General features: G+C 69.7%; 22 protein-coding genes and 1 pseudogene. 16 read left to right on the forward strand and 7 right to left on the reverse strand.

Translation table 11 applies throughout. The annotated features are described in order from the left end of the window. A partial coding sequence (locus ACN6LB_RS14210) for a TniQ family protein (RefSeq protein WP_445026106.1) occupies positions 1 to 770 on the reverse strand: 770 nt, incomplete at its 3' end. A gap of 168 nt (positions 771 to 938) precedes the next feature. On the opposite strand from ACN6LB_RS14210, the gene ACN6LB_RS14215 reads away from it, so the two are divergent. The 4 genes from ACN6LB_RS14215 (at position 939) to ACN6LB_RS14230 (ending at position 3643) form a co-directional block, all read left to right on the forward strand. Continuing rightward, positions 939 to 1391, forward strand: coding sequence for a hypothetical protein (locus ACN6LB_RS14215; RefSeq protein ID WP_445026107.1), 453 nt, complete (start codon positions 939 to 941; stop codon positions 1389 to 1391). A gap of 53 nt (positions 1392 to 1444) precedes the next feature. Next, positions 1445 to 1906 carry a hypothetical protein gene (locus ACN6LB_RS14220; protein WP_445026108.1) on the forward strand — a complete coding sequence of 154 codons (462 nt, stop codon included), beginning with the start codon at positions 1445 to 1447 and terminating at the stop codon, positions 1904 to 1906. Between the two features lie 89 nt (positions 1907 to 1995). Next, a complete protein-coding gene (locus ACN6LB_RS14225; protein WP_356457201.1) occupies positions 1996 to 2880 on the forward strand; it encodes a DNA-processing protein DprA in 885 nt (294 codons plus the stop codon). A 181-nt stretch (positions 2881 to 3061) separates the two neighbouring features. Further along, entirely contained in the window at positions 3062 to 3643 is a 582-nt protein-coding gene (locus tag ACN6LB_RS14230; protein WP_445026109.1) for a hypothetical protein, read from the forward strand. A 15-nt stretch (positions 3644 to 3658) separates the two neighbouring features. Here the strand turns inward: ACN6LB_RS14230 and ACN6LB_RS14235 are convergent, their stop codons facing one another. Next, on the reverse strand, positions 3659 to 4762 hold the full coding sequence (locus ACN6LB_RS14235) for a hypothetical protein (RefSeq protein ID WP_445026110.1): 1104 nt from the start codon (positions 4760 to 4762) through the stop codon (positions 3659 to 3661). 611 nt (positions 4763 to 5373) lie between these two features. Continuing rightward, a complete protein-coding gene (locus ACN6LB_RS14240) occupies positions 5374 to 6027 on the reverse strand; it encodes an FMN-dependent NADH-azoreductase (protein WP_445026111.1) in 654 nt (217 codons plus the stop codon). A gap of 114 nt (positions 6028 to 6141) precedes the next feature. Between ACN6LB_RS14240 and ACN6LB_RS14245 the strand changes: the two genes are divergently transcribed. Together ACN6LB_RS14245 and ACN6LB_RS14250 are read left to right on the forward strand one after the other, a co-directional pair. Next, complete coding sequence (locus ACN6LB_RS14245) at positions 6142 to 6513, forward strand: winged helix-turn-helix transcriptional regulator (protein WP_356134223.1); 372 nt, start codon at positions 6142 to 6144, stop codon at positions 6511 to 6513. A gap of 204 nt (positions 6514 to 6717) precedes the next feature. Beyond that, positions 6718 to 8181, forward strand: coding sequence for a DUF2252 domain-containing protein (locus ACN6LB_RS14250; protein ID WP_445026112.1), 1464 nt, complete (start codon positions 6718 to 6720; stop codon positions 8179 to 8181). A gap of 70 nt (positions 8182 to 8251) precedes the next feature. Here the strand turns inward: ACN6LB_RS14250 and ACN6LB_RS14255 are convergent. Then, positions 8252 to 8637, reverse strand: a pseudogene (locus tag ACN6LB_RS14255) (IS110 family transposase); the annotation flags it as partial. A 292-nt stretch (positions 8638 to 8929) separates the two neighbouring features. Between ACN6LB_RS14255 and ACN6LB_RS14260 the strand changes: the two are divergent. Both ACN6LB_RS14260 and ACN6LB_RS14265 read left to right on the forward strand, forming a co-directional pair. Continuing rightward, the gene (locus ACN6LB_RS14260) at positions 8930 to 9805 is read left to right on the forward strand and encodes a J domain-containing protein (RefSeq protein ID WP_445026208.1); all 876 of its coding nucleotides are present in this window, start codon (positions 8930 to 8932) and stop codon (positions 9803 to 9805) included. 115 nt (positions 9806 to 9920) lie between these two features. Further along, positions 9921 to 10250, forward strand: a complete 330-nt coding sequence (locus ACN6LB_RS14265) for a rhodanese-like domain-containing protein (protein ID WP_445026209.1) — start codon at positions 9921 to 9923, stop codon at positions 10248 to 10250. A gap of 70 nt (positions 10251 to 10320) precedes the next feature. Here ACN6LB_RS14265 and ACN6LB_RS14270 read toward each other — a convergent pair whose 3' ends face one another. Further along, complete coding sequence (locus tag ACN6LB_RS14270; protein ID WP_445026113.1) at positions 10321 to 11493, reverse strand: acyl-CoA dehydrogenase family protein; 1173 nt, start codon at positions 11491 to 11493, stop codon at positions 10321 to 10323. Positions 11494 to 12007: 514 nt separating this feature from the next. On the opposite strand from ACN6LB_RS14270, the gene ACN6LB_RS14275 reads away from it, so the two are divergent. The 3 genes from ACN6LB_RS14275 to ACN6LB_RS14285 are packed head-to-tail and all read left to right on the forward strand — an operon-like array spanning position 12008 to position 15227. Further along, entirely contained in the window at positions 12008 to 13210 is a 1203-nt protein-coding gene (locus ACN6LB_RS14275) for a DUF5819 family protein (protein ID WP_445026114.1), read from the forward strand. Beyond that, entirely contained in the window at positions 13207 to 14442 is a 1236-nt protein-coding gene (locus ACN6LB_RS14280) for an HTTM domain-containing protein (protein ID WP_445026115.1), read from the forward strand. The genes ACN6LB_RS14275 and ACN6LB_RS14280 overlap by 4 nt, the downstream gene beginning before the upstream one ends. Continuing rightward, on the forward strand, positions 14439 to 15227 hold the full coding sequence (locus ACN6LB_RS14285; RefSeq protein WP_445026116.1) for a TrmH family RNA methyltransferase: 789 nt from the start codon (positions 14439 to 14441) through the stop codon (positions 15225 to 15227). The genes ACN6LB_RS14280 and ACN6LB_RS14285 overlap by 4 nt, the downstream gene beginning before the upstream one ends. Positions 15228 to 15231: 4 nt before the next feature. Here the strand turns inward: ACN6LB_RS14285 and paaN are convergent, their stop codons facing one another. Beyond that, a complete protein-coding gene (gene paaN, locus ACN6LB_RS14290; protein ID WP_445026117.1) occupies positions 15232 to 16923 on the reverse strand; it encodes a phenylacetic acid degradation protein PaaN in 1692 nt (563 codons plus the stop codon). Between the two features lie 148 nt (positions 16924 to 17071). On the opposite strand from paaN, the gene ACN6LB_RS14295 reads away from it, so the two are divergent. Together ACN6LB_RS14295 and ACN6LB_RS14300 are read left to right on the forward strand one after the other, a co-directional pair. Continuing rightward, entirely contained in the window at positions 17072 to 18586 is a 1515-nt protein-coding gene (locus ACN6LB_RS14295) for a 3-hydroxyacyl-CoA dehydrogenase (protein ID WP_445026118.1), read from the forward strand. After that, the gene (locus ACN6LB_RS14300) at positions 18583 to 19173 is read left to right on the forward strand and encodes a TetR/AcrR family transcriptional regulator (protein WP_445026119.1); all 591 of its coding nucleotides are present in this window, start codon (positions 18583 to 18585) and stop codon (positions 19171 to 19173) included. Before ACN6LB_RS14295 ends, ACN6LB_RS14300 begins: the two co-directional genes overlap by 4 nt. 2 nt (positions 19174 to 19175) lie before the next feature. On the opposite strand, the gene ACN6LB_RS14305 is transcribed toward ACN6LB_RS14300, so the two are convergent. After that, positions 19176 to 19676, reverse strand: coding sequence for an Lrp/AsnC family transcriptional regulator (locus ACN6LB_RS14305; protein WP_445026120.1), 501 nt, complete (start codon positions 19674 to 19676; stop codon positions 19176 to 19178). Positions 19677 to 19850: 174 nt separating this feature from the next. Between ACN6LB_RS14305 and pdhA the strand changes: the two genes are divergently transcribed. The 3 genes from pdhA to ACN6LB_RS14320 are packed head-to-tail and all read left to right on the forward strand — an operon-like array spanning position 19851 to position 23427. After that, entirely contained in the window at positions 19851 to 21029 is a 1179-nt protein-coding gene (gene pdhA / locus ACN6LB_RS14310) for a pyruvate dehydrogenase (acetyl-transferring) E1 component subunit alpha (protein WP_445026121.1), read from the forward strand. Next, positions 21026 to 22030, forward strand: coding sequence for an alpha-ketoacid dehydrogenase subunit beta (locus tag ACN6LB_RS14315; RefSeq protein ID WP_445026122.1), 1005 nt, complete (start codon positions 21026 to 21028; stop codon positions 22028 to 22030). The genes pdhA and ACN6LB_RS14315 overlap by 4 nt, the downstream gene beginning before the upstream one ends. Then, positions 22030 to 23427, forward strand: a complete 1398-nt coding sequence (locus ACN6LB_RS14320) for a dihydrolipoamide acetyltransferase family protein (protein ID WP_445026123.1) — start codon at positions 22030 to 22032, stop codon at positions 23425 to 23427. Before ACN6LB_RS14315 ends, ACN6LB_RS14320 begins: the two co-directional genes overlap by 1 nt. Positions 23428 to 23479: the final 52 nt, after the last annotated feature.

Below are 23479 nucleotides of genomic sequence, written 5' to 3' on the forward strand. Positions count from 1 at the left end.
GCGGAACTCCTCCGGATAAGGCTTGGGCACAGCGACATCCTTCCCACCCGCCCCACAGGGCAAGCCAGTTCAGATGTCACCCGATCGTGCGGCAGACCCCGTTCCTGCAAGGTCAAGACGGAGGTGTCGCTGACGGGCACCGGCTGGCACATGGCCAGCGAGTGTCCGCAAGGCTCCCTGAGGTCGTGGGTCCATTCGCCCTCGTCGGTCATGTTGTCGCAGTTTCGCGGGGGTGGCGCGTCGTGCCGGAAATCGACGGTGTCCCAGCAGGACTGGCATTCGGTCACCATGTAGACGGCGTGATCAACGCACGCGAACGACCAGGGAAGTTTCCAGCGCAGGAGCCAGCGCGAGCTACTGCCGTTGCGCAGACACCTGGGGCACCAACGTGCCCGCGAACGGTGGAGCCGCGCCCCCTGGTTCCACTGCTGAACCGCCACACCGTCAGATGCGAGCAGCGGAAGATGCGGCAGAGCGTTGCCGGCGTAGCGTGCGAGGGTCATCGCGTGCAGGCGCTCGGCGTCGATCCCGGTCAGCTTCTCCACCCGCCGGACCACAGGATCGGACAACCGGGTTTCGGCCCCGGCGAGCCCACCCAGCCTGTCGAGGTGAAGTTCCCGCAGGAGCGGCTTCATCTCGAAATCCTGTTGACGGGCCAGCTCACCCACCCAGCTGGTCAGCGACTCCCCGGGGATCGGTTGAACCACCGGTCCAGTCAGCGTGCGGCGCGGTGGGCGACGCTTCTGCGCGGTCTTCTTCACGGTACTCACGTCGCGAATCCTGTGGCAGGTGCGCTCTGTTGAACCGTGGCTTGAGGGCGGACCACCAGTGTGAGTGACTGAAGCCTGTCGTCGTTTACCCAATCCCGGCCGGTGGCGTGTCACCCGTTAGGACGCCTCCATGGTGTTATTCGAATAGCATCGTGGAAACGTTGGAGCATGAACGACGCCTACCTGGATGGCTACGACGTAGTACGCCCCGTCGTCATCGACTCCTCGAAGCGCATGCTCCTCCTGATCCCGGACGGACCGGACGAGGAGAACTGCTGGACCCTGCCGATGGTCCCCATGCGTTCCGGTGAGACTTGCCGTCGGTCGGCAACTCGTCATCTGCGGAAGGTCGCGCACCTCCCGCCACTGCGTATCTCGCCGCTCATTGGCCGACTCGCCCGCAGGGACGCACCCCGCGGGGTCCAGTACGTCCTCGTAGTCCGCTCTGCCGTCGATAGCTGGCCGCCATCCGTCCGCTTTGCACTCGCCCCTGAGGCTTGCTGGTGGACAACAGCCGAGTTGCGGTCAGCCGACGCGGTGGTCGAACCCGCCGAGTTGCTCGACTTCATGGACGGCTACTGGGAGGGGTGGCTGCCAGACGGAGAGATCTCGCTCGAGTGACTCACCGGGGCCGCAGTTCTCGTTCGCAACTCACCGCAGCAGGAGGAGAAGCCGTGACCGTGCATGCCATTGAGATCAGCCTGACCCGCTCCTTGGACGCCGTCGAACTGAGGGCTGCGCAGCAGGAAAGCTCCTTCCCTCTGGCAGCCGCTGACGACCGCAGGCGGCTCGTGGTCCTGGTGTCCGCCAGGAACGAACGGCGGGCCATGCGGAAGATCTGGAAACGGTTGGAGGACGCACTTCCGATCGACGTGCTCTGCAGTCTCTTTCCGAGCTCGGACGGCAAGTACCTGATGAGCATCCCCATCAGCGAGGAGACCCACGAGCGGATCCGGGCGCGCGCCACAGCCGAGGGGAAGAAACCGGAGGCGTACCTGCAAGAGGCGATCGCCGAGGCCCTGGCTCGTGACCGGTCCACACGACGAGCCCAGCTGGAATGCTCGTTGAACGAACTGCTGCGCACCCACACCCCCGAAGAGATCACCGGTGCGGCCGCGCGGCGGATCAAAAGGTGATCCCGGGTACTGGTGCTCCTCGGGAGTCTTTACGGGACTGGTCCCTCCGTTCCCGTACCGCTGAGGTGGCCTGTTCTTATACTTGTGGCATGGACCAGGAGCTGGAGCGAGCCGCGCTCGTCGCGTTGTTGCGGCGCGGGGATCGCCCCTGGCCCGAGCTGACCGACCAGGTAGAGACCGTCGGCAGCGCACGTGATGTCCTGGAGAGTGCCCTCGACGCCTCCGGGCAGGCTGCCCTCTTCGACACCGAGCCAGCCGTGGATCTGGAGTCGATCGCCGCAGAGATCGCTGCCTGGAACCGCGAGGGCATGCGTCTGGTGACGATTCTGGACGAGGACTATCCGCTGTGCCTGAGGCTGGTGCACCAGCGCCCTCCCTTCCTGTTCCTGCGTGGCACCCACGTCGAGGAAGACCTGCGGGTCGCGGTCGTCGGCACCCGCAATCCCACACCTGAGGGCATCGACCATGCCCGGGCCATCGCGGGCGGGCTGGCCGAGCGTGGCGTCACGGTGGTCAGCGGGCTGGCTGCCGGAATCGACACCGCCGCCCATGGAACGGCTCTCGCTGTCGGAGGCCGAACCGTCGCTGTCATCGGTACGGGCCTGCGCCGCTCGTACCCTGCGCCGAACGCCCGTCTGCAGCAGGAGATCGCTGAGAGGGGGCTGGTCATTTCCCAGTTCTGGCCGGACGCGCCACCCTCGAAGGCCTCTTTCCCCATGCGTAACGCAGTGATGAGCGGATACAGCCTGGCCACGGTAGTGGTCGAGGCGGCCTATCGGAGCGGCGCTCGGATGCAGGCCCGCCTCGCCCTGGAGCACGGTCGCCGCGTCTTCCTGATGCGTTCTCTCATGACGCACGAATGGGCGCGCGAGTACGCCACCAGACCGAACACGAGCGTCATCGACACGGCAGACGACGTCTTTGACGTCCTCGATTCTCTCGTCCCCACAACGGGCGAGCTGACCTGGGCATAGTCGGCGGCCTCGGGTGACAACAGTCGTCGGACTGTCCGACCGTTACGCCAACTTCCTCGTTCATCCCCTGATGTCCGGCCCGGGCGTATGCCAAATCTGCCGCGGTACCGCGAACGCCGGCTACCCGAGTTGCAGACAGTGCCAGCAGACCGGAAACGTCCTCGGTATAGGTGTTGCTGACGTGGTCGTTCCGGTAAGCCTGGCACTCAAGGGTGAGCAGTATGCCAACGAACTGTGGCGCTACAAGAACGCCGCCGGCCCGCAGCAGATGTACTTCCGTATGGGCCTGGCAGCCGTTCTGTGGCGTTTCCTCGCGCTGCACGAAGCCTGCATTGCGGCCCACTGCGCCGTGCCCGGCTTCGACATCGTCACGACGGCCCCCAGTACCAGCGGCCGTGAGAACCACCCCCTGCGCACCATTACCGCCGAGATGGTGGAGGTCACCCGCGATCGGTACCGTGACCTGCTCGCACCGGCCCCGGACGCGGCCGTTCTGGGCCGGAACCCGTCTCGCTCGCGCTATACCTCGACAGCGCTCTGGGGTGAGAACGTCCTGGTCATCGACGACACGTGGACCAGCGGAAACCATGCTCAGTCCGCCTCCGCAGCGCTGAAGGCAGCGGGTGCGAGAAGCGTGGCTGTCGTGGTCCTTGGGCGGCATTTGAACAACTCGTACGGCGACACGGCCACGCTCGTCGAACAGGCGCGGCTACGGCGGTTCTCCTGGGACACGTGCGCACTTCGACCCTGGCACCACGGCTGAGCCCTGTTTCGGTGCCTACACGCTGCTTTCCCATCTATTCAAGGCGCAGGCCGTTTCACGAATACAGGTATCTACCAATTCGCTCAGCTGCTCATAGGTATAGGCAGGAAAATACTGAGGTACTAGGCCAAAGATCGGCTGTGCCAAATCAACCTTTGCGGGATCGGCTCCCTTCAGCAAGTTGTAATGAATCAAGGTGTTCCGAAACTCTCGGACCGCACCATCCGTGATGGTATGCACGGCGTCAGTATTCAGGATGGTTTTCAGTACTGCGTTAGATGAAGGCGACAGCGGATAACGCGCGTCATCCTTGAGGAGCTTGAGGCTCAGCAGCACCTGATACAGGGTGATGTAGCGAATCTTGAAAACCGTGTACTCAAGGTTACGGATATCGGCTCCAGCAGTGACGATCTTATCGATGAAGTTCATCCTGACTTGGAAGTCGGTCAAAACGCCGTTCATGGCCTGTGTTGCTACTCCATCGAAAGCCTGCGCGTAGTACGTTGAAGCTCGCACATCTGCAGACCTCAAATGCGCCCCCGCGAGGTGGCGTACAAACGTCTCGCCCCCCTGAGTATCCATACGGGCGCCGAGTGCTCCGAAGCAACGTCCCAACTGCTGCATAATACCGAGCATGTAGGTGCCGTTATCCTCCTGAAGGAGGTTCTCTGCCTCAACTCCAAGGTGAAAAGCAGCGGCATGCGAGGTCGTAACTAGAGTACCTTCGTACGTGAACAGCCCCAGGTCCTTCTCCCACCTTCGGGCGAGCCAGAGCCAGGTGTTCCCTAGGAAGTGATCGGAGTGCTTGTCCAAAATGTCATCTGTGAAAAATCGCAACTGTCCGTCGATGTGTCGTTGTGTGTCCTCGAAGAGCTTCAGGCTATGCCTCGCGCGAGCACACACCTCCTCAGCTTCGGCAGAGAACCCATCAAATGCTGAAGAGTCGATCGCCTGGGGCTTCCTCTTCGCCTCATGGAGCACCAGCGAAAAGTATGGAGCCATGCACAGGGGCATGATCGAAGATACGCTCGCATCATTTGCTGCCTGAAAGTCGCGGAACAATCGACCCACGTAGTCAGCATCGCTCGCCACGCCAGCCTTGATGACGTCATCGTTCACGGACACTGCCAGCCTCCCTCATGCTGAGCCAGAATTATCTTCCCTTCTCATGTGGTGCTCAACGGCTTTTCCTCAGATGTCACCGGGCGCCAAAAGTCGTTCACCAGGCGCGTACTACCCGTAGGTATGCCGCCGCCGATGGCCGGCGCGCCTTCTACGGGGCATGGGCGCTGATTGAACAGGCGCCGGTGGCTCGGAGTTTCCTCGGCGGGCATCCCCGGGGTATCGGCCGACTGGCGCGCCTCTCACCTGGCGGATGGGAAAAGATCTTGGTGATCGCGGGAGTTGATCTTTGGATGCGTGGTGTACCCCTTGGTCAGCCCATTCCGTCGGTTCCCCACCATGAGGACGGGTCCTCACCAGAGACGAGAGTCTCGGTGAGGGCCCGTTTCTCGTTGTTCTGGGGTCAGCTTCTGGGCTGGGGTCAGCTCCTGGCTTTGGGTTCGGGGTTCCGGCGGCTCTTGTGGTCGCGGTGGTGGGGAGTGCACGGCAGGACCCCGGCGGTGAGGTATCTCACTGCCGGGGTCCTGCTGTTTGCGGTGTTCATGCTTTTGAACGGCCGGTGGTCGCGGGCGGCCGGTGCTTTTGGGTGGACGGTGCTGAGGCGGTGTTCAGCCTGCGAGGCGCTGGGCGAGCTCCTTGGCCTTGGTGGCCGCGTCGTCGAGGGCCTTGGAGCGGGACGCCTCGAAGAGCGGGACCAGCTCGGCCATCGCCGGGTTGTGGGGAGCCATCGTGAGCTCCGGGACGATGAACTCCAGCTCCAGGCCGAGGGTGTCGCTGAGGATGGCCTCCAGGTAGTTCTGCACGTACTCGTATCCCTCGCGCGGGGTGCCCGGTGCATAGGAGCCGCCGCGGCTGGCGACGACCGTGACCGGGGTCCCCTTGGTCTTCGAGTCCTCGGCCATGGCGGTGCGGCCGATGAGGACCACGTGGTCCAGCCACGCCTTCAGCGTCGAGGGGATCGCGTAGTTGTACATCGGGGCGCCGATCAGCACCGCGTCCGCGTTCTCCAGCTCCTCTATGAACTTCACGCGCTCGGCGAAGGCCTCGGCCTGTCCGGGCGTGTGCGTGTCCGGAGCGGCGAAGCCGGCGGTGTGGGAGTCGGCGGTGATGTGCGGAACGGGGTCCGCGGCCAGGTCGCGGTAGATCACCGTGCCCTCGGGGTGCTGCTCCTCCCAGGCCTTGCGGAAGGCGTCCGTCACCGCGCGGGAGGCGGAGGCGGCGGCGGGGAACACCGAGGAGTCGATGTGAAGAAGCGTGGCCATGGGGGTCTCCAGAGGCAAAAGGAAGGGGGATGCCTGACGTTTCGTACTGAACTATTGATAACACAGTCGCTTACTTTTTTTCAGCCCCCTACGGGAACGCAGTACCCTGGGCCTATGGCGGAGCAGGTGAAGCACGAGGCGGGCCCGTGCCAACGGGTCGACGACGGCATGACCCGGGTCTTCCTGCTGCTCGGAAAACGCTGGACCGGTCTGATCGTGGCCGTGCTCATGCAGCACCCCGTGCACTTCTCCGACCTGCGCAGGGCGATCCCCGGCATCAGCGAACGCATGCTCTCGGACCGGCTCACCGAACTCGGCGCGGCCGGCCTCGTCGTGCGCGAGGTCGACGAGGGCCCCCCGCTGCGCGTCTCCTACCGCCTGACGCAGGCTGGCTCAGCCCTGGAGCCGGCCCTCAAGGAACTCGGCAGCTGGGCCGAGCAGCACCTGCCCGAAAGCGCTCCGTGCTCGGAGAAGTTCGGAAAGTAGAGCCCACCGGCAGCCCGCCGCGCTCCTGCCGGGAGCCCGCCAGGAGCGCGACGGCCGGGTTGGCCGGCGCCCGTGCGCGGCAGCCCGTATCCACGGTGGTTTTCCACAGTCGCGGAGTTGTCCACAGGGTCTGACGCGTCTCGACGACCGGCTGTACGGTCATCACGAGTTGATGTTCGTGCAGGCACGGGGGAGGCGGTCGAAGTGACCCAGCTCGGTACGGCGGTCGAGGCGACGTCGGTTGGTACGAAGGCGGTCGGGGCGGCGGTCCCCGGCGCGCGGGCGACCCGGGTCCCCGGAGTACGCGGCTTCGCGCAGTGGCCCGTACAGGGCTCACCCAAGGACGAGGGCAAGGCGCTGCGCGAGCGGGTGGGCCGCACCGCCCACGCCGAGCTGACGCTCGACGTCGCCCGGCCGGACGCCGTCGCCGCGGTGGAGGAGTCCAACCGCGGCAGGATCCCCGAGCTCACGGCGATACGCGTCGGCAGGATGGCGGCCACACCCTTCGCGTTCCTTCGCGGCTCGGCCGGCCTTATGGCGTACGACCTCGCGCGCACCCCCATGACCGGGATAGCGGCACAGATCTGTGGCGACGCGCACGCGGCGAACTTCGGCCTCTACGGAGACGCGCGCGGAGGCCTCGTCATCGACCTGAACGACTTCGACGAGACGGTGCACGGCCCCTGGGAATGGGACCTCAAGCGGCTCGCCACCTCGCTCGTTCTCGCGGGCCGGGAAGCCGGGGCGGACGAGGACACCTGCCGCAAGGCGGCCCGCGACGCGGTCGGTGCCTACCGGCGCACCCTGCGGCTGCTCGCCAAACTCCCGGTCCTCGACGCGTGGAACGCCATCGCCGACGAAGAACTCGTCTCGCACACGGACGCCCATGACCTGCTCGGCACGCTGGAACGGGTCTCGGAGAAGGCGCGCGCCAACACGAGCGGACGCTTCGCGGCCAAGTCGACGGAGGTGACGGACAACGGCGGACACCGCTTCGTCGACGCCCCGCCGGTGCTGCGCCGCATACCCGACGAGGAGGCCGCGGCGGTGGCATCCTCCCTGGAGCAGTACCTCGGCACGCTCTCGGAGGACCGCCTCCCCCTGCTGGCCCGCCACGCCGTGCACGACGTCGCGTTCCGCGTGGTCGGCACGGGCAGCGTGGGCGCGCGGTCCTACGTCGTCCTGCTCCTGGACCACCGCGGCGAACCGCTCGTCCTCCAGGTGAAGGAGGCCCGCCCGTCGGTGCTGGTGCCGCATCTGGTGACCGCCGGGTTCGAGGCACCGGACGTGGAGCACGAGGGGCGCAGGGTTGTCCTCGGGCAGAAGCGCATGCAGGTCGTCAGCGACATCCTGCTCGGCTGGACCTCGGCCGACGGGCGGCCCTTCCAGGTACGTCAGTTCCGCAACCGCAAGGGCAGCGTCGACCCCGCCGCGCTGTCCGCCGACCAGATCGACGACTACGGCCGCATGACCGGCGCCCTTCTGGCCCGAGCCCACTCCCACACCGCCGACCCCCGCCTCCTCTCCGGCTACTGCGGCAAGAACGAGGAACTGGACGAGGCGATATCCACATTCGCCGTCGCCTACGCCGACCGCACCGAGGCGGACCACGCGGAGTTGGTGGGTGCGGTGCGGGCGGGGCGGGTTGCTGCGGAGATGGGGGTTTGACGCGGTTGGGGCGGGGGGTTGGGTCCCGCCCGGCTGATGCCGAGTGCCCGGACCTGCGAGTTTGGCCGACCTCGTCCAGCGCGGTGAAGACATCGTCGACCAGACGTTCGGCCAGCCGCGGGGCCTTGGCCCGTATCAGGCCGACCAGTTTGCGGCCTCCGGCCTTCCTCAACTGGGCTGGAGAGCCGAACCGTTCGAGCATCAGCAGCACGGCCGGGTGCTGGAGCGTGGGCCCAGGACCCGTTCCAGACGGGGGTGGATCTGAGTGAGCAGACCGCGGAGCCGGTGGGAAATGCGGGTGGCTTCGCCGGCCAGGTCGTCGTCGAAGCCGACGATCATCTCCAGCTCTGCGATGGTCTCGTCTTCGACGTCGATGGCGCGCAGGGTGTGCGGCATCGCGCGGGCGGCGTCCGCGGTGATGAACGCGTCACGGGCGTCGGTCCGCGCGGAGGGAGGCCCCGGAGGGGCCTTCGGAGGGGGATGACAGTGAGCCTGCGTGGGCGTTTGAGCCGTGGCCTACGCTGGGCGGGTGACGACGCCGGAAGCTGAGCAGTCCCAGTCCGCGCCTGCTGGTGAAGAGCCGCGGGAGCGGGAGGGCACGGATGTGCCGCCCGCCGCAGCCGAGCGGGCCGGTGAGGCTGCCGGCGACGCTGCTGGTGGGGTTGCCGGCGACGCTGCTGGTGAGGCTGACGGCGGCGCTGCTGGTGAGGCTGCCGGTGAGGCGAAGAACGAGGTCCAGAGCGAGCCGGTGAGCGAGGCCGCGAACGAGGCTGAGGCCGCGAGCGAGCCTGGGGAGAGCAGCGCGGCCGGTGAGAAGGCGGACGGCGCGCGGGATGTCACGGGTGAGGAAGACCGGCCCGAGGAGCGGCTGGAGCGGGCCGTGCGGGCGGCAGAGCAGGCGTTGATCGAGTTCGAGATCGCGGTGGAGACCTTCCGCGTCGAGGTCGAGAACTTCTCGCGGCTGCACCACCAGAAGCTGGGGCCGATGTACGCCCGCCTGGACGAGCTGGAGGCGCAGATCGCCGAGGCGCGGGCCGCGCGGACCGGTGACCCCGAGGACGTTCGCAAGGCGCACGAGGCTCGGGCGCGGGTCATGCCGATGCCGGGCGTCGAGGAGCTGTTCCACGGCTGGATGGACTCCGAGGGCCTCTTCCCGGAGGCGGCGGCGATGCTGACCGACCAGCCCGTGCGGCCCCCGCAGCGGGTGCGCCCCAGCGACGAGGCCCGCAAGCTCTACCGTGAGCTGGCCCGCAAGGCCCACCCCGACCTGGCGCAGGACGAGGCGGAGCGTGCGCGCCGGGACGAGTTCATCGCCCGGGTCAACGCCGCGTACGGCAGGGGCGACGAGGTGCTTCTGCGGGAGCTGGCGCAGGAGTGGGCCGCCGGGCCCGTTCCCGAGGAGTGGCGTCCGAGCCGCACCGAGGAGCTCTACGCCCGCCTCGAATGGCTCGCCCAGCGCAAGGAGCTGCTCACCCTGGTCGCCCGCGACCTGGAGGAGAGCGCGATCGGAGCGATGCTCAAGCTGGCCCCGGAGGACCCCGACCGTCTCCTGGAGGAGATCGCCGAGCAGCTGCTGGCCCAGGTCGGCGAGCGCGAGGCGGAGCTGACCGGGCTGACGGGCTGACCGGACTGACCAGACGGATGAGGTGATCCGCTGACCGGGCTGGGGTCTCCTGGACGGCAGCGTTCGTGGTGTCGGTCCGGTCAGGTAGCGTCGGGGCATGGCTTTTGGATCTGGTGTGCCCTCGGTCGCGGTCGGCGATCTCGTGGACGGCGACTTCCTGCTGGACGTCCGGGAGGACGACGAGTGGCAGGCGGGTCATGCCGCAGGGGCGTTGCACATCCCCATCAGTGAATTCGTGGCACGCTACGGCGAGTTGACCGAGGCGGCTCCGCAGGACGGCCGGATCCACGTGATCTGCCGCTCCGGTGGGCGTTCGGCGCAGGTCACGCAGTATCTGGCCCAGCAGGGCATCGACGCCGTGAACGTCGACGGCGGCATGCAGATCTGGGAAGCCGCCGGCCGCCCGGTCGTGGACGACAAGGGACAGCCCGGCTTCGTGCTGTAACCCCGGCCGGCTGGCCAGCGCCCGCAGCGCCCGCTTCCCGGTCGGGAACGGGCGGGCGCGGGGGTCAGGGTCAGGCCAGGGGATGCGCCGCGAGCAGGTCCCCGAGGGCCTCCTCGTGTGCCGCCGCCGGGCCCAGGGACAGTTCCAGCTGCTTGGCCCAGGCGTGGTAGCGGTGCAGCGGATAGTCGGTGTCGGCGCCGAAGCCTCCGTGCAGATGCTGCGCGGTCTGTACGACGCGTCGTACCCCCTCGGACGCCCAGATCTTCGCCACGGCGACGTCCGCGGACGCCGGGAGCGCGCCGCCCGCTCCCGTACTGATCCGCCAGGCGGCCTGCCAGAGGGTCGCCTCCATGGCGCGCAGGTCGATGTAGCGGTCGGCGGCCTGGACGGCGACGGCCTGGAACGTGGCGACGGGGAACCCGAACTGCTCCCGTTTGCTGGTGTAGTCGCTGGTCATCCTGAGTACGCCGGCGCCCAGTCCGAGTGCCAGCGCGCACGTCCCGGTGACCAGCAGCTCGCGCAGCCACTCCCACGCGCCCTCGGCGTCGATGACGTCCCGGGCGGCGATACGTACGGACTCCAGGCGGAGTTCGCCGAGGCGCTCACCGGTCGTGGAGATCTGCTCGCCGAGGACGGCTCCGTCGGCGCCACGGGGGACGAGCGCGAGCACGGCGCGTCCCGGGGCGATGCTGTCGCTCTGCTCGTCGCTGGTGTCCGGGCCCGTGACATGGGCGGGTACGACGGTGAAGTCGGCGGTGTGCGCCCAGGGGATCGCCGTCTGCACCCCGTCAAGTACCCAGGTGTCACCGTCCTGCCGTGCGGTGACCGCGAGTTCGGCCGGGTCGTGTCCGGTCCGCCCGTTCGCGGCGACGGTCAGGACGACCTCGCCCCGTCCCGCACGCGCGAGCAGATCCTCCTTCAACTCCGGGCCTGCGTAGGTCTGTACGGTCACGGCAGCCGCGGTGCTTTCGAGCAGCGGCACCCGCGCGAGCACCTTCCCCGCCTCTCGCAGCACCAGGCACAGGGCTATGGCGTCCAGCCCGGCCCCGCCGTACTCGGCGTCGAGGAGCAGGCTCAACAGGTCGGTGTCGGCGAGCCTGGCCCACAGCGCGCGGTCGAAGTCGTCCGCGACGGTGCCCGCGGTCAGCGCGGGACTGGGCACGCTGTCGGGAGCCACCCCCGCGAACACCGCTTTCGCCGCCTCCAGCGCCGCCTGCTGCTCTTCGGTGAAGGTGAAGTCCACGGTTCCTGCCCTCCCGCGCGCCGGCCCACCGACCGGATCTCGGGATCCGACGGCCTGACAGATCTGACGGGTCGTCAAGATAGAACAGGTTCTAGGAGAAGGGAACGGCCGGAAGGTGGGAATGACCGGAAGGGCGGGAATGGCCGGCCCTTGTCGTGCCGTCCCCTGCTCGCATCTGCCAACCGATCGTTCGGTCTGCTAGATCAATGGTCGGGCGCGGCGCCGTATGGTGTCAACCGCTGTGGATAACCATGACGCTGCCCGAGTGACCTCTGTGTCTCTCGGGGCTGTGCCTGGTGGGCCTGCCTGAGTACCGTTCCCGTGCGAATGCCACTGCGAATGCCACGGCGCGGTGCGTGTGGGCGGTAGGGCTCCTCGCGGCTCGCGGCGAGAATCGGACGGGCAGCGGGCAGCGGGCAGCGGGCAGCGGGATACAGGGCATCGGAGATCGCCGGCGGAAGCCGCCGACGGACATCGGAATCGGAATCGGAATCGGAATCGGAATCGGGGCGGAATGAACGCGCACGACGAGGACTCGAACGCCCGGCAGCGACCGGCCGCCGAGCCACACGGCTCCGCGCCGCCCGCCGAGCCTCCTGCCTCCGCGCTCACCGAGCCCCAGGCCCCCGCGCCCGCCGAGCCTCCTGCCTCCGCGCTCACCGAGCCCCAGGCCCCCGCGCCCGCCGAGCCTCCTGCCTCCGCGCTCACCGAGCCCCCTGCCCCCGAGCCCCGTGCCGCCGAGCCCACCGACCTGCCTGCCCCCGAGCCCACCGACCTTCACCCCTCCCAGCCCGCCGAACCCGAGGACTCCGCGCCCACCGAGCCTCCCGAGTTCTCCGAGCCCCAAGAGCTGACCGACCCCGCCGAGCCCGCCCAGCCAGCCGCTTCCGAACCCGCCGTCTCTCAGCCCCCCGCTCCCACCCTCCCCACTGCTCCCACCCTCCCCACCGCCCCCCCTTTCCCCCCTCTCCCCGCCGCCCCCGCAGTCCCCCCGCCGACCGGCGTCGCCGCCCTCTCGCTCCGGTATCAGATCGCCGCGGCCCTGGCGCTCGCGGTCGTGGCGGTTGCCGCCTGTGTGCATCTCGGGATGGTGTTTCTGCATGTCGCGCCGTCGAACACGGTCACCAAGCAGCACGGGCGGGCGATCGACGAGTGGGTCTATCCCGAGTTCGAGCAGAACTGGAAGCTCTTCGCGCCCAACCCGCTGCAGCAGAACATCGCGGTCCAGGTGCGCGCCGAGGTCCGCCTGGTGAACGGCAGCAGCCGTGAGACCGGCTGGTACGACCTGTCGGCGCTCGACGGCGCGGCCATCGACGGAAACCTGCTGCCCAGCCACACCCAGCAGAACGAACTGCGCCGGGCCTGGGATTTCTACGTCGCCACGCACGACAACGAGAACCGCCCCGCGGCCCTGCGCGGCGCCCTCTCCGAGGAGTACCTGCGCCACATCGTGGTGCAGCGCCTGGACCGCGAGGAGGCCGGCGGCAAGGGAGCCGTCGTCGAGCGCGTCCAGGTCCGCTCCCGTACGACCAATGTGCCGTCCCCCAAGTGGAGCGAGGAAAAGGTGTCGGACAGGCCCGTGCTTCGCGAACTCCCCTGGTGGGCGGTGCCGCGCGACGACCGTTCGGAAGCACGGACAGCCGCTCGGACAGCCACGGGGACCGGGGCCCGGACGGCCACCAGGACCGTCGCCAGGACGGAGGCGAGCGCCCGATGAACCGATTCGCCCTCTGTGTCTCGCGCGCCGTCACCCGGGTCACCGGCGCGGCACTGGGCCCGTATCAGAGTGCCGTGATCCGTATCGGGTTCTCCGCCACCTGGCTGCTGTTCCTGCTGCGCGAGTTCCCGCACCGCCAGGAGATGTACGGACCCGACGGGCCGTGGAGCTGGGATCTCGCCCAGCAGCTGGTCGCGAACAACCACGCCTTCACCGTTCTGCTGTGGTCGGACAACCAGTTCTGGTTCGAGACCGTCTACGCGCTGGCCGTCCTGTCGAGTGCCCTGCTGCTGCTGGGCTGGCGTACTCGCGCGATGTCCGTGCTGTTCATGATCGGCGTGCTGTCGCTGCAGAACCGCAGCGTCTTCATGGGGGACGGCGGCGACAACGTCATCCACCTGATGGCGATCTACCTGGTGCTGACACGCTGCGCTCAGGTGTGGTCGCTGGACGCCCGCCGGGCGCGGCTCGCGCGAGCGGCACGCGCGCGTGGAGAGCGGGAACCCGGACCCGACCGCGTCGGTCCCGCGTTGTGGATGGTGCTCGGTCTCCTGCTGGCGGTGGCGACGGGCGCGGGCAAGATCGGCGGCGGGTGGCTGGGCGGCTGGGCGGCGGTCTTCTGGGGTCTGTGGGCGGTGCAGGCCCTGTGGTGGTGCGCAGGTCGTCTCGGCCCGCGCGCGGAGCCCCGCATCCTGCTCGACGTCATCGCCAACGTCGTGCACAACGCGGGCCTGTTCGTGATCATGGCCGAGGCGTGTCTGATCTACTCGACCGCCGGCTGGTACAAGATCCAGGGCTCGCGCTGGCAGGACGGCACCGCGGTCTACTACCCGCTTCACCTGGACTACTTCTCGCCGTGGCCCGCGCTCTCCGACCTGCTCGCGGGGCATGGCGTGATGGTGATGCTCGTGACGTACGGGACGGTCGTCGTGCAGGTGGCCTTCCCGTTCACCCTGTTCAACCGGCGGGTCAAGAACGTCCTGCTGGCGGTGATGATGACCGAGCACGCGGTGATCGCCGTGGTGCTGGGGCTGCCGTTCTTCTCGCTCGCGATGATCGCCGCCGACGCGGTGTTCCTGCCGACGTCCTTCCTGCGGCGCCTCGGCGCGTGGGCCACGCGCGCGCGTGGAGGGCTGTTTCCGGGCGGCGGTCGTACGCTGCCGGGGCCGCGCGGACAGCAGCCGCGCACCCCGGAACCGGCCGAGCACACGCACGTAGGCTTCACGGCATGAACGACCCTGTACGTGCCGCGGGCGATCCCCGGCCCGCGTCGGACCCCGTACGTGTCTGGCACCGGCTCGTCGACACCTCCGTGCTGCTGGACGGCTTCCACGCCCTCAAGCACGCGGTGCGGTTCGGGGCGGACATCCCGGTGGCCGTCACCGTCGACCGGGCGGCCGCTCTGGCCCTGGCCGACGAGCTCGCTCCGGACGTACGGGCGCCGCTCGAAGGGCTGCTGGCCGAGGTGTCGCAGGAGACGCTGAAGTCGCTGGTTTCGCGGCCGCATCCCACCGAGGTCGCCGCTCTCGCCGTACGGCCCGCCCGCGAGGCCAACCTGCGGGCGCTGGCGCACACGCCCCGGGGCGCGCCCGTCGTGGTGCTCGACAATCCGCGCAACCTCGGCAACGCCGGCGCGGTGATCCGGCTGGCGGCGGGCTTCGGCGCGACCGGGGTGGTCACCACCGGCACGCTCGACCCGTGGCATCCCACGGTCGTACGGGGTGGTGCGGGCCTGCACTTCGCGACTGCCGTGGAGCGGCTGGCGGTGGACGAGCTGCCGCCGGGCCCGGTGTTCGCGCTCGACCCGGAGGGCGAGGACATTCGCGCTCTGAAGCTCCCGGACGACGCCGTGCTGGCCTTCGGGTCCGAGCGCACCGGCCTCTCCGCCGAACTGCGCGCCCGCACCGACCACTTGGTGGCCCTGCCGATGCGCCCCCAGGTCTCCAGCTACAACCTCGCGACCAGTGTGGCCATGACGCTGTACCACTGGAGCGCCACCGGGGGCGCACCGAGCTGAGGCGCTACGCCTGCCTGCGGACCTCGACCACCCGGAAGCGGTTCGCCACGAACGCGCTGTCGCACAGTGCCGCGTTGGCGGCCGGGTTGCCGCCCGAGCCGTGGAAGTCGGAGAAGGCCGCGGTCTGGTTGACGTAGACCCCGCCGGTGAGGTTCAGGGAGAGCTGGGCGCACTCCTCCAGGCAGGCCTCCTCGACGGCCCGGGTCACCTCGTCCGAGGTGGTGTACGCGCCGACGGTCATGGCGCCCTTGTCCCGTACGGTCCGTCGCAGCAGCTCGACCGCGTCCGCCGCCGAGTCGACCGCGACGGCGAAGGAGACCGGGCCGAAGCACTCGCTCATGTAGGCGGCCTCGTCGTCGGGCTTGGCGCCGTCGAGCTTCACGATCACCGGCGTACGGACGACGGCGCCCGGGAACTCGGGGTTGGCGACCTCGCGGGAGGCGAGTGCGACCTCGCCGAGGCCCGCGGCGGCCTCCAGCCGTGTCTTCACGTCGGGGTTCACGAGGGCGCCGAGCAGCCCGTTGGCGCGGGCGTCGTCGCCGAGGAGTCCGCCGACGGCCTTGGCGAGGTCCGCGACGACCTCGTCGTAGGACCGGGGGCCCTCCTCCGTGCTGATGCCGTCGCGGGGGATCAGCAGGTTCTGCGGGGTGGTGCACATCTGGCCGCTGTAGAGGGACAGCGAGAAGGCCAGGTTGGAGAGCATGCCCTTGTAGTTGTCGGTCGACTCCACGATCACCGTGTTGACGCCGGCCTTCTCCGTGTAGACCTGCGCCTGGCGGGCGTTGGCCTCCAGCCAGTCGCCGAACGCCGTCGAGCCCGTGTAGTCGATGATCCTGATCTCGGGGCGGGTGGCGAGGGTCTTGGCGATGCCCTCGCTCGGCCGCTCGGCGGCCAGCGCCACCAGGTTCGGGTCGAAGCTCGCCTCGGCGAGCACCTCGCGGGCGACCTGGACGGTGAGTGCGAGCGGCAGCACCGCGCGCGGGTGGGGCTTCACGAGCACCGCGTTGCCGGTGGCCAGGGAGGCGAACAGGCCCGGGTAGCCGTTCCACGTCGGGAAGGTGTTGCAGCCGATGAGCAGGGCGATGCCGCGCGGCACGGGGGTGAACTGCTTGTTCAGCGCGAGCGGGTCCCGCTTGCCCTGGGGCTTGGTCCACTCCGCGCTGTCGGGGGTGCGCACCTGCTCCGCGTAGGCGTATGCCACCGCCTCCAGGCCGCGGTCCTGTGCGTGCGGGCCGCCCGCCTGGAACGCCATCATGAAGGCCTGGCCGCTGGTGTGCATGACCGCGTGCGCGAACTCGTGCGTGCGGGCACTGATCCGCTTGAGGATCTCCAGACAGACCACGGCGCGGATCTCCGCGCCCGCGTCGCGCCAGGCGCGTTGGCCGGCCCGCATGGCGGGCAGCAGCACGTCGACGTCCGGGTGCGGGTACGTGACGCCCAGTTCGATCCCGTACGGCGAGGCCTCGCCGCCCACCCAGTCGTCGGTGCCGGGCTGGCCGAGGTCGAGGCGGGTGCCCAGGAGGGCGTCGAAGGCGGCCTTGCCCTCCGCCATGCCGAGGCTGCCGTTCTCGCCGTAGGCCTTGGGGTGCTCGGGGTGCGGGGACCAGTACGCGCGCGTGCGGATCGCTTCCAGCGTCTGGTCGAGGGTGGGCCGGTGCTCGGCGATCAGCTGGTGCGCGGTCAGTTCGGCGGCCATCAGGGACCAACTCCTCGTCTCTTGAGCTCTTCGTCGAGCCCGCGAGCTGGGCAGGAATGGACAGACACGGCTAGAGTAACCGAACGATCGGTCGGGACAAGGGGGTCCGCCGCATCTGTGGAAAACCCCGTGCGGGAGGATCGCGCACATGACAGCACTCGACCTCAGCAGCCCCGTGGCCGTCGTCGGTACCGGCACCATGGGCCAGGGCATCGCCCAGGTCGCGTTGGCCGCCGGGCACCCCGTGCGGCTCCACGACGCCGTCCCGGGCCGTGCCGACGCGGCGGCCGAAGCGATCGGCGCCCGGCTCGACCGGCTCGTCGACAAGGGCCGCCTCACGAGCGCCGACCGGGACGCCGCCCGGGCCCGGCTGCACCCGGCGCACAGCGTCGCCGAGCTCGCGGACTGCGCGCTCGTCGTCGAGGCGGTGCTGGAGCGACTCGATGTGAAGCAGGAGCTGTTCCGCGAGCTGGAGGACGTCGTCGGGGACGACTGCCTGCTCGCCACCAACACCTCCTCCCTGTCCGTGACGGCCATCGGCGGGGCCCTGCGCAACCCCGGCCGTTTCGTCGGGCTGCACTTCTTCAACCCCGCGCCGCTGCTGCCCCTCGTGGAGGTCGTCTCCGGCTTCGCGACCGACGTCACGTACGCCACGCGCGCGTACGAGACGGCGCGCGCCTGGGGGAAGACGCCGGTCGCCTGCGCCGACACGCCCGGCTTCATCGTCAACCGCATCGCGCGGCCCTTCTACGCCGAGGCCTTCGCGGTGTACGAGTCGCAGGCCGCCGACCCCGCGACCATCGACGCGGTGCTGCGTGAGTCGGGCGGCTTCCGGATGGGTCCCTTCGAACTGACCGACCTGATCGGCCAGGACGTCAACGAGTCGGTCACGCACTCCGTGTGGCAGGCCTTCTTCCAGGACGTGCGGTTCACGCCCTCGCTCGCCCAGCGCCGCCTGGTCGAGTCCGGCCGCCTCGGCCGCAAGACGGGACAGGGCTGGTACGACTACGGGGACGACGCCGAACGCCCGGAGCCGCACACCGCGGAGCGGGAGCAGCCGCCCGCGTACGTCACCGCGGAGGGCGATCTGGGGCCCGCCTGCGAGCTTCTCGCCCTGATCCGCGAGGCGGGTGTCCAGGTCCGCGAGGAAGAGGAGGACCACGGCACCCGGCTGATGCTGCCCAGCGGCGGCCAGCTGGTCCTGGCGGACGGCCAGACCTCGATCGAGTTCCGTGACGTCGTCTACTTCGACCTGGCGCTCGACTACCGCAGGGCCACCCGTGTCGCGCTGTCCGCCTCGCAGGACACCGCGCCCCAGACGGTCGCGGAGGCCATCGGCCTCTTCCAGGCGCTCGGCAAGGACGTCAGTGTCATCGGGGACGCCCCCGGCATGATCGTCGCCCGGACCGTGGCCCGGATCGTGGACCTGGCGCACGACGCCGTCGCCAAGGGGGTGGCCACCGAGGAGGACATCGACACGGCGATGCGGCTCGGGGTCAACTACCCGCTGGGGCCCTTCGAATGGTGCCGCAGGCTCGGCAGGACGTGGGCGCACGACCTCCTGGAGGAGCTGCACCTGCGCGAACCCTCGGGCCGCTATGCGCCCTCCCTCGCGCTGTACCGCCACGGGCACGCCGCCGACAAGCGGGAGGGCACCTCATGACGACCGCGAAGCGCGACACGTACACGCCGGAGACGCTGCTGTCCGTCGCCGTCCGGGTCTTCAACGAACGCGGCTACGACGGCACCTCCATGGAGCACCTCTCCAAGGCGGCCGGCATCTCCAAGTCGTCGATCTACCACCACGTCACGGGCAAGGAGGAGCTGCTGCGGCGCGCCGTCAGCCGGGCGCTGGACGGCCTCTTCGGGATCCTCGACGAGGAGGACGCGCGCGTGGGGCGTGCCGTGGAGCGGCTGGAGTACGTCGTACGGCGCATGGTCGAGGTGCTCACCTCCGAGCTGCCGTACGTGACGCTGCTGCTGCGTGTGCGGGGCAACACGGGGACCGAGAGGTGGGCCCTGGAGCGGCGCCGCGACTTCGACCACCGGGTCGCCGACCTGCTGAACGCGGCAGCGGTCGACGGGGACGTACGCGGTGACGTGGACGTCCGGCTCGCCACCCGGCTCGTCTTCGGGATGATCAACTCGCTCGTGGAGTGGTACCGGCCCGACGGGCGAGGCGTCGGCGAGCGCGAGGTCGCCGACGCGGTGGTGCAGCTCGTCTTCTCAGGGCTCCGCAGAGAGCAGTGAGCTCAGCCCTGCGGCTCCAGGTCCTCCTCCTCGAAGACCAGCAGCGTTCTTGTGCTGAGCACTTCCGGGATGGCCTGGAGGCGGGTGAGGACCAGCTCCCGTAGTGCCCTGTTGTCGGGGGTGTGCACCAGGAGCAGTACGTCGAAGTCGCCGCCCACCAGCGCGATGTGGGAGGCGCCGGGGAGGATCCGCAGCTGTTCGCGGACCGTGCGCCAGGTGTTCTGCACGATCTTGAGGGTGATGTAGGCCGAGGTGCCCTGACCGGCGCGTTCGTGGTCGACGCGCGCCCCGAAGCCGCGGATCACGCCGTCCTCGATGAGCCGGTTGATGCGGGCGTAGGCGTTGGCCCGGGAGACGTGCACACGTTCGGCCACGGAGCGTATCGACGCGCGGCCGTCCGCCTGGAGCATCTGGAGGATGTCCTGATCGATCGCGTCGAGCGGCCGGGCGGGCGGTTCGACGCCGCCGGGCTCGGGCGGTTCGGCCATTTGTTCAGGTGCCATGTCCCCCCGCCTCCCTGCCATGGACGTACTGCATCCATCTCAGGCTGTGCAGAACCGTTTGTCCACAGCTTGGTGGGGTCTGTAGCCAAAATGTGCCGACGACCGAACAATCGGTAGGTGAGGCGCATCACAACCGACGCGTCTCTTCAGCCGCTCCCACGAGGAGGTGCCGTCATGACGGTCATGGAGCAGCGAGGCGCATATCGGCCAACGCCGCCGCCCGCCTGGCAGCCCCGTACCGACCCCGCGCCGCTGCTGCCCGACGCGCTGCCGTACCGCGTGCTCGGCACCGAGGCGGCCGGACAGGTCGACCCGGGTCTGCTGCGCCGTCTGTACGCGGAGCTGGTGCGCGGCCGCCGCTACAACACGCAGGCCACCGCCCTCACCAAGCAGGGCCGTCTCGCCGTGTACCCCTCCAGCACCGGCCAGGAGGCCTGCGAGGTCGCCGCCGCGCTGGTCCTCCAGGAGCACGACTGGCTCTTCCCGAGCTACCGCGACACCCTCGCGGCCGTCGCCCGCGGCCTCGACCCCGTGCAGGCTCTCACCCTGCTGCGCGGCGACTGGCACACCGGCTACGACCCGCGCGAGCACCGCATCGCGCCGCTGTGCACCCCCCTCGCGACGCAGCTCCCGCACGCCGTGGGCCTCGCGCACGCCGCCCGTCTCAAGGGTGACGACGTGGTCGCGCTCGCCCTGGTCGGCGACGGCGGCACCAGTGAGGGCGACTTCCACGAGGCACTGAACTTCGCCGCCGTCTGGCAGGCCCCGGTCGTCTTCCTCGTGCAGAACAACGGTTTCGCGATCTCCGTCCCGCTCGCCAAGCAGACCGCGGCGCCGTCGCTGGCCCACAAGGCCGTCGGTTACGGCATGCCGGGCCGCCTGGTCGACGGCAACGACGCGGCCGCCGTGCACCAGGTGCTGAGCGAAGCCGTCGCCCACGCACGTGCGGGTGGCGGTCCGACGCTCGTGGAGGCGGTGACCTACCGCATCGACGCCCACACCAACGCCGACGACGCGACCCGCTACCGCGGCGACACCGAGGTCGAGACCTGGCGCGGGCACGACCCGATCGCTCTCCTCGAGCACGAGCTGACCGAGCGAGGTCTGCTCGACGAGGAGGGCATGCGCACCGCACGCGACGCCGCCGAGGCGATGGCCGCGGACCTGCGTGAGCGCATGAACCAGGACCCGGTGCTCGACCCCATGGATCTGTTCGCCCATGTGTATGCCGAGCCCACACCGCAACTGCGCGAGCAGGAGGCCCTGCTGCGGGCCGAGCTCGACGCCGAGGCGGACGGATCGCACGAGCACGGGCACACGCACGCGCACGGGCCGGAAGGAGCCGGGCGATGACCACCGTTGCCCTCAAACCGGCCACCATGGCGCAGGCCCTCGGGCGCGCGCTGCGCGACGCCATGGCCGAGGACCCGACGGTCCACGTCATGGGCGAGGACGTCGGCACCCTCGGCGGCGTCTTCCGGGTCACCGACGGGCTCGCCAAGGAGTTCGGCGAGGACCGCTGCACCGACACCCCGCTCGCCGAGGCGGGCATCCTCGGCGCGGCCGTCGGCATGGCGATGTACGGGCTGCGGCCGGTCGTCGAGATGCAGTTCGACGCGTTCGCCTACCCGGCGTTCGAGCAGCTCATCTCGCACGTCGCCCGCATGCGCAACCGCACCCGCGGCGCGATGCCTCTGCCGATCACCATCCGTGTGCCCTACGGCGGCGGCATCGGCGGAGTCGAGCACCACAGCGACTCCTCCGAGGCGTACTACATGGCGACTCCGGGGCTCCATGTCGTCACACCCGCCACGGTCGCCGACGCCTACGGGCTGCTGCGCGCGGCCATCGCCTCCGACGACCCGGTCGTCGTCCTGGAGCCCAAGCGGCTGTACTGGTCGAAGGACTCCTGGAACTCGGAGGAGCCGCCGGCCGTTGAGCCGATAGGCCGCGCGGTGGTGCGGCGCTCGGGCCGGAGCGCCACGCTCATCACGTACGGGCCGTCGGTGCCGGTCTGCCTCGAAGCCGCCGAGGCGGCGCGGGCGGAGGGCTGGGACCTCGAAGTCGTCGACGTGCGCTCCCTGGTGCCGTTCGACGACGAGACGGTCGCCGCGTCCGTACGACGGACCGGACGCGCGGTCGTCGTGCACGAGTCGGGTGGGTACGGCGGACCGGGCGGGGAGATAGCGTCCCGGATCACGGAGCGCTGCTTCCATCATCTGGAGGCGCCGGTGCTGCGTGTGGCCGGGTTCGACATCCCGTACCCGCCGCCGATGCTGGAGCGGCACCACCTGCCCGGCGTCGACCGGATTCTGGACGCCGTGGGGCGTCTGCAGTGGGAGGCGGACAACTGATGGCGCAGGTGCTGGAGTTCAAGCTCCCCGACCTCGGCGAGGGCCTCACCGAGGCGGAGATCGTCCGCTGGCTGGTGGAGATCGGGGACGTCGTCGCGGTCGACCAGCCCGTCGTCGAGGTCGAGACGGCCAAGGCGATGGTCGAGGTGCCGTGCCCCTACGGCGGTGTGGTCACCGCCCGCTTCGGCGAGGAGGGCACGGAACTGCCCGTGGGATCACCGCTGCTCACGGTCGCGGTGGGTGCGCCCACCGAGGCGCTCTCGGGTGCGGTGTCCGCGGAGAGCGGCGAGACCTCCGGCAACGTGCTGGTGGGATACGGCACGGGGGCGGCGCCCGCGCGGCGCAGGAGGGTGCGGCCCCAGCACACGGCTTCGGTACGTCCAGCCGAGCGGGCAGTGCCCGACCCGGCCCCCGCCGCCCCGGTGGAGCGGCCGGAGGGGCCCGTGGCGGTGATCTCCCCGCTCGTGCGTCGGCTCGCCCGGGAAAACGGGGTGGACCTGCGGGAGCTTGAGGGATCGGGGCCCGAGGGACTGATCCTGCGGGCGGACGTCGAGTACGCGCTGCGGGCGGCGGCCACGCAGGGACGGTCGGTCCACGCGGGACCACAGGCCGCGCCGATGCACGCACCGGCCGCACCGGCGGAGTCCGTGCACGCGCAGTCCGTGCAGGCGCTGCCCGCGCCCGCCGCCGTTCCCGCCGGCCGGGGCGAGGGCGTTCGTGTCCCGCTGCGCGGGGTGCGGGGAGCCGTCGCCGACAAGCTCTCCCGCAGCCGCCGGGAGATCCCCGACGCCACCTGCTGGGTGGACGCCGACGCGACGGAACTCATGCACGCGCGCGTGGCCATGAACGCCGCGGGTGGCCCGAAGATCTCGCTGCTGGCGCTGCTCGCCCGCATCACCACCGCCGCGCTGCTCCGCTTCCCCGAGCTCAACTCGACGGTCGACATGGAAGCCCGCGAGGTCGTACGGCTCGACCGGGTGCACCTGGGTTTCGCCGCGCAGACGGAGCGGGGGCTCGTCGTCCCCGTGGTACGGGACGCGCACGCGCGCAGTGCCGAGTCGCTGAGCGGGGAGTTCGCCAGGCTCACCGAGGCGGCGCGCGCCGGGAAGCTGACGCCCGGGGAACTCACGGGCGGCACCTTCACGTTGAACAACTACGGGGTGTTCGGCGTCGACGGCTCCACGCCGATCATCAACCACCCCGAGGCCGCCATGCTGGGCGTCGGCAGGATCGTGCCCAAGCCGTGGGTGCACCAGGGTGAGCTGGCGGTGCGCCAGGTCGTCCAGCTCTCGCTCACCTTCGACCACCGGGTGTGCGACGGCGGCACGGCAGGCGGTTTCCTGCGCTATGTCGCGGACTGCGTGGAACAGCCGGCGGTGCTGCTGCGCACGCTGTAGTCGCCGCGAGCCCCCGTCCACATGCTGTGCACGGGGGTGGACATGATCCTTC

Source organism: Streptomyces sp. SAS_270 (assembly GCF_052543295.1).

Bases quoted from the DNA above. Each gene is read 5' to 3' on its own strand.
- ACN6LB_RS14215 (WP_445026107.1), top strand. From the start codon at position 939: ATGAACGACGCCTACCTGGATGGCTACGACGTAGTACGCCCCGTCGTC.
- ACN6LB_RS14225 (WP_356457201.1), top strand. From the start codon at position 1,996: ATGGACCAGGAGCTGGAGCGAGCCGCGCTCGTCGCGTTGTTGCGGCGC.
- ACN6LB_RS14240 (WP_445026111.1), bottom strand. From the start codon at position 6,027: ATGGCCACGCTTCTTCACATCGACTCCTCGGTGTTCCCCGCCGCCGCC.
- ACN6LB_RS14245 (WP_356134223.1), top strand. From the start codon at position 6,142: ATGGCGGAGCAGGTGAAGCACGAGGCGGGCCCGTGCCAACGGGTCGAC.
- ACN6LB_RS14275 (WP_445026114.1), top strand. From the start codon at position 12,008: ATGAACGCGCACGACGAGGACTCGAACGCCCGGCAGCGACCGGCCGCC.
- ACN6LB_RS14280 (WP_445026115.1), top strand. From the start codon at position 13,207: ATGAACCGATTCGCCCTCTGTGTCTCGCGCGCCGTCACCCGGGTCACC.
- ACN6LB_RS14285 (WP_445026116.1), top strand. From the start codon at position 14,439: ATGAACGACCCTGTACGTGCCGCGGGCGATCCCCGGCCCGCGTCGGAC.
- paaN (WP_445026117.1), bottom strand. From the start codon at position 16,923: ATGGCCGCCGAACTGACCGCGCACCAGCTGATCGCCGAGCACCGGCCC.
- ACN6LB_RS14295 (WP_445026118.1), top strand. From the start codon at position 17,072: ATGACAGCACTCGACCTCAGCAGCCCCGTGGCCGTCGTCGGTACCGGC.
- ACN6LB_RS14300 (WP_445026119.1), top strand. From the start codon at position 18,583: ATGACGACCGCGAAGCGCGACACGTACACGCCGGAGACGCTGCTGTCC.
- ACN6LB_RS14305 (WP_445026120.1), bottom strand. From the start codon at position 19,676: ATGGCACCTGAACAAATGGCCGAACCGCCCGAGCCCGGCGGCGTCGAA.
- pdhA (WP_445026121.1), top strand. From the start codon at position 19,851: ATGACGGTCATGGAGCAGCGAGGCGCATATCGGCCAACGCCGCCGCCC.
- ACN6LB_RS14315 (WP_445026122.1), top strand. From the start codon at position 21,026: ATGACCACCGTTGCCCTCAAACCGGCCACCATGGCGCAGGCCCTCGGG.
- ACN6LB_RS14320 (WP_445026123.1), top strand. From the start codon at position 22,030: ATGGCGCAGGTGCTGGAGTTCAAGCTCCCCGACCTCGGCGAGGGCCTC.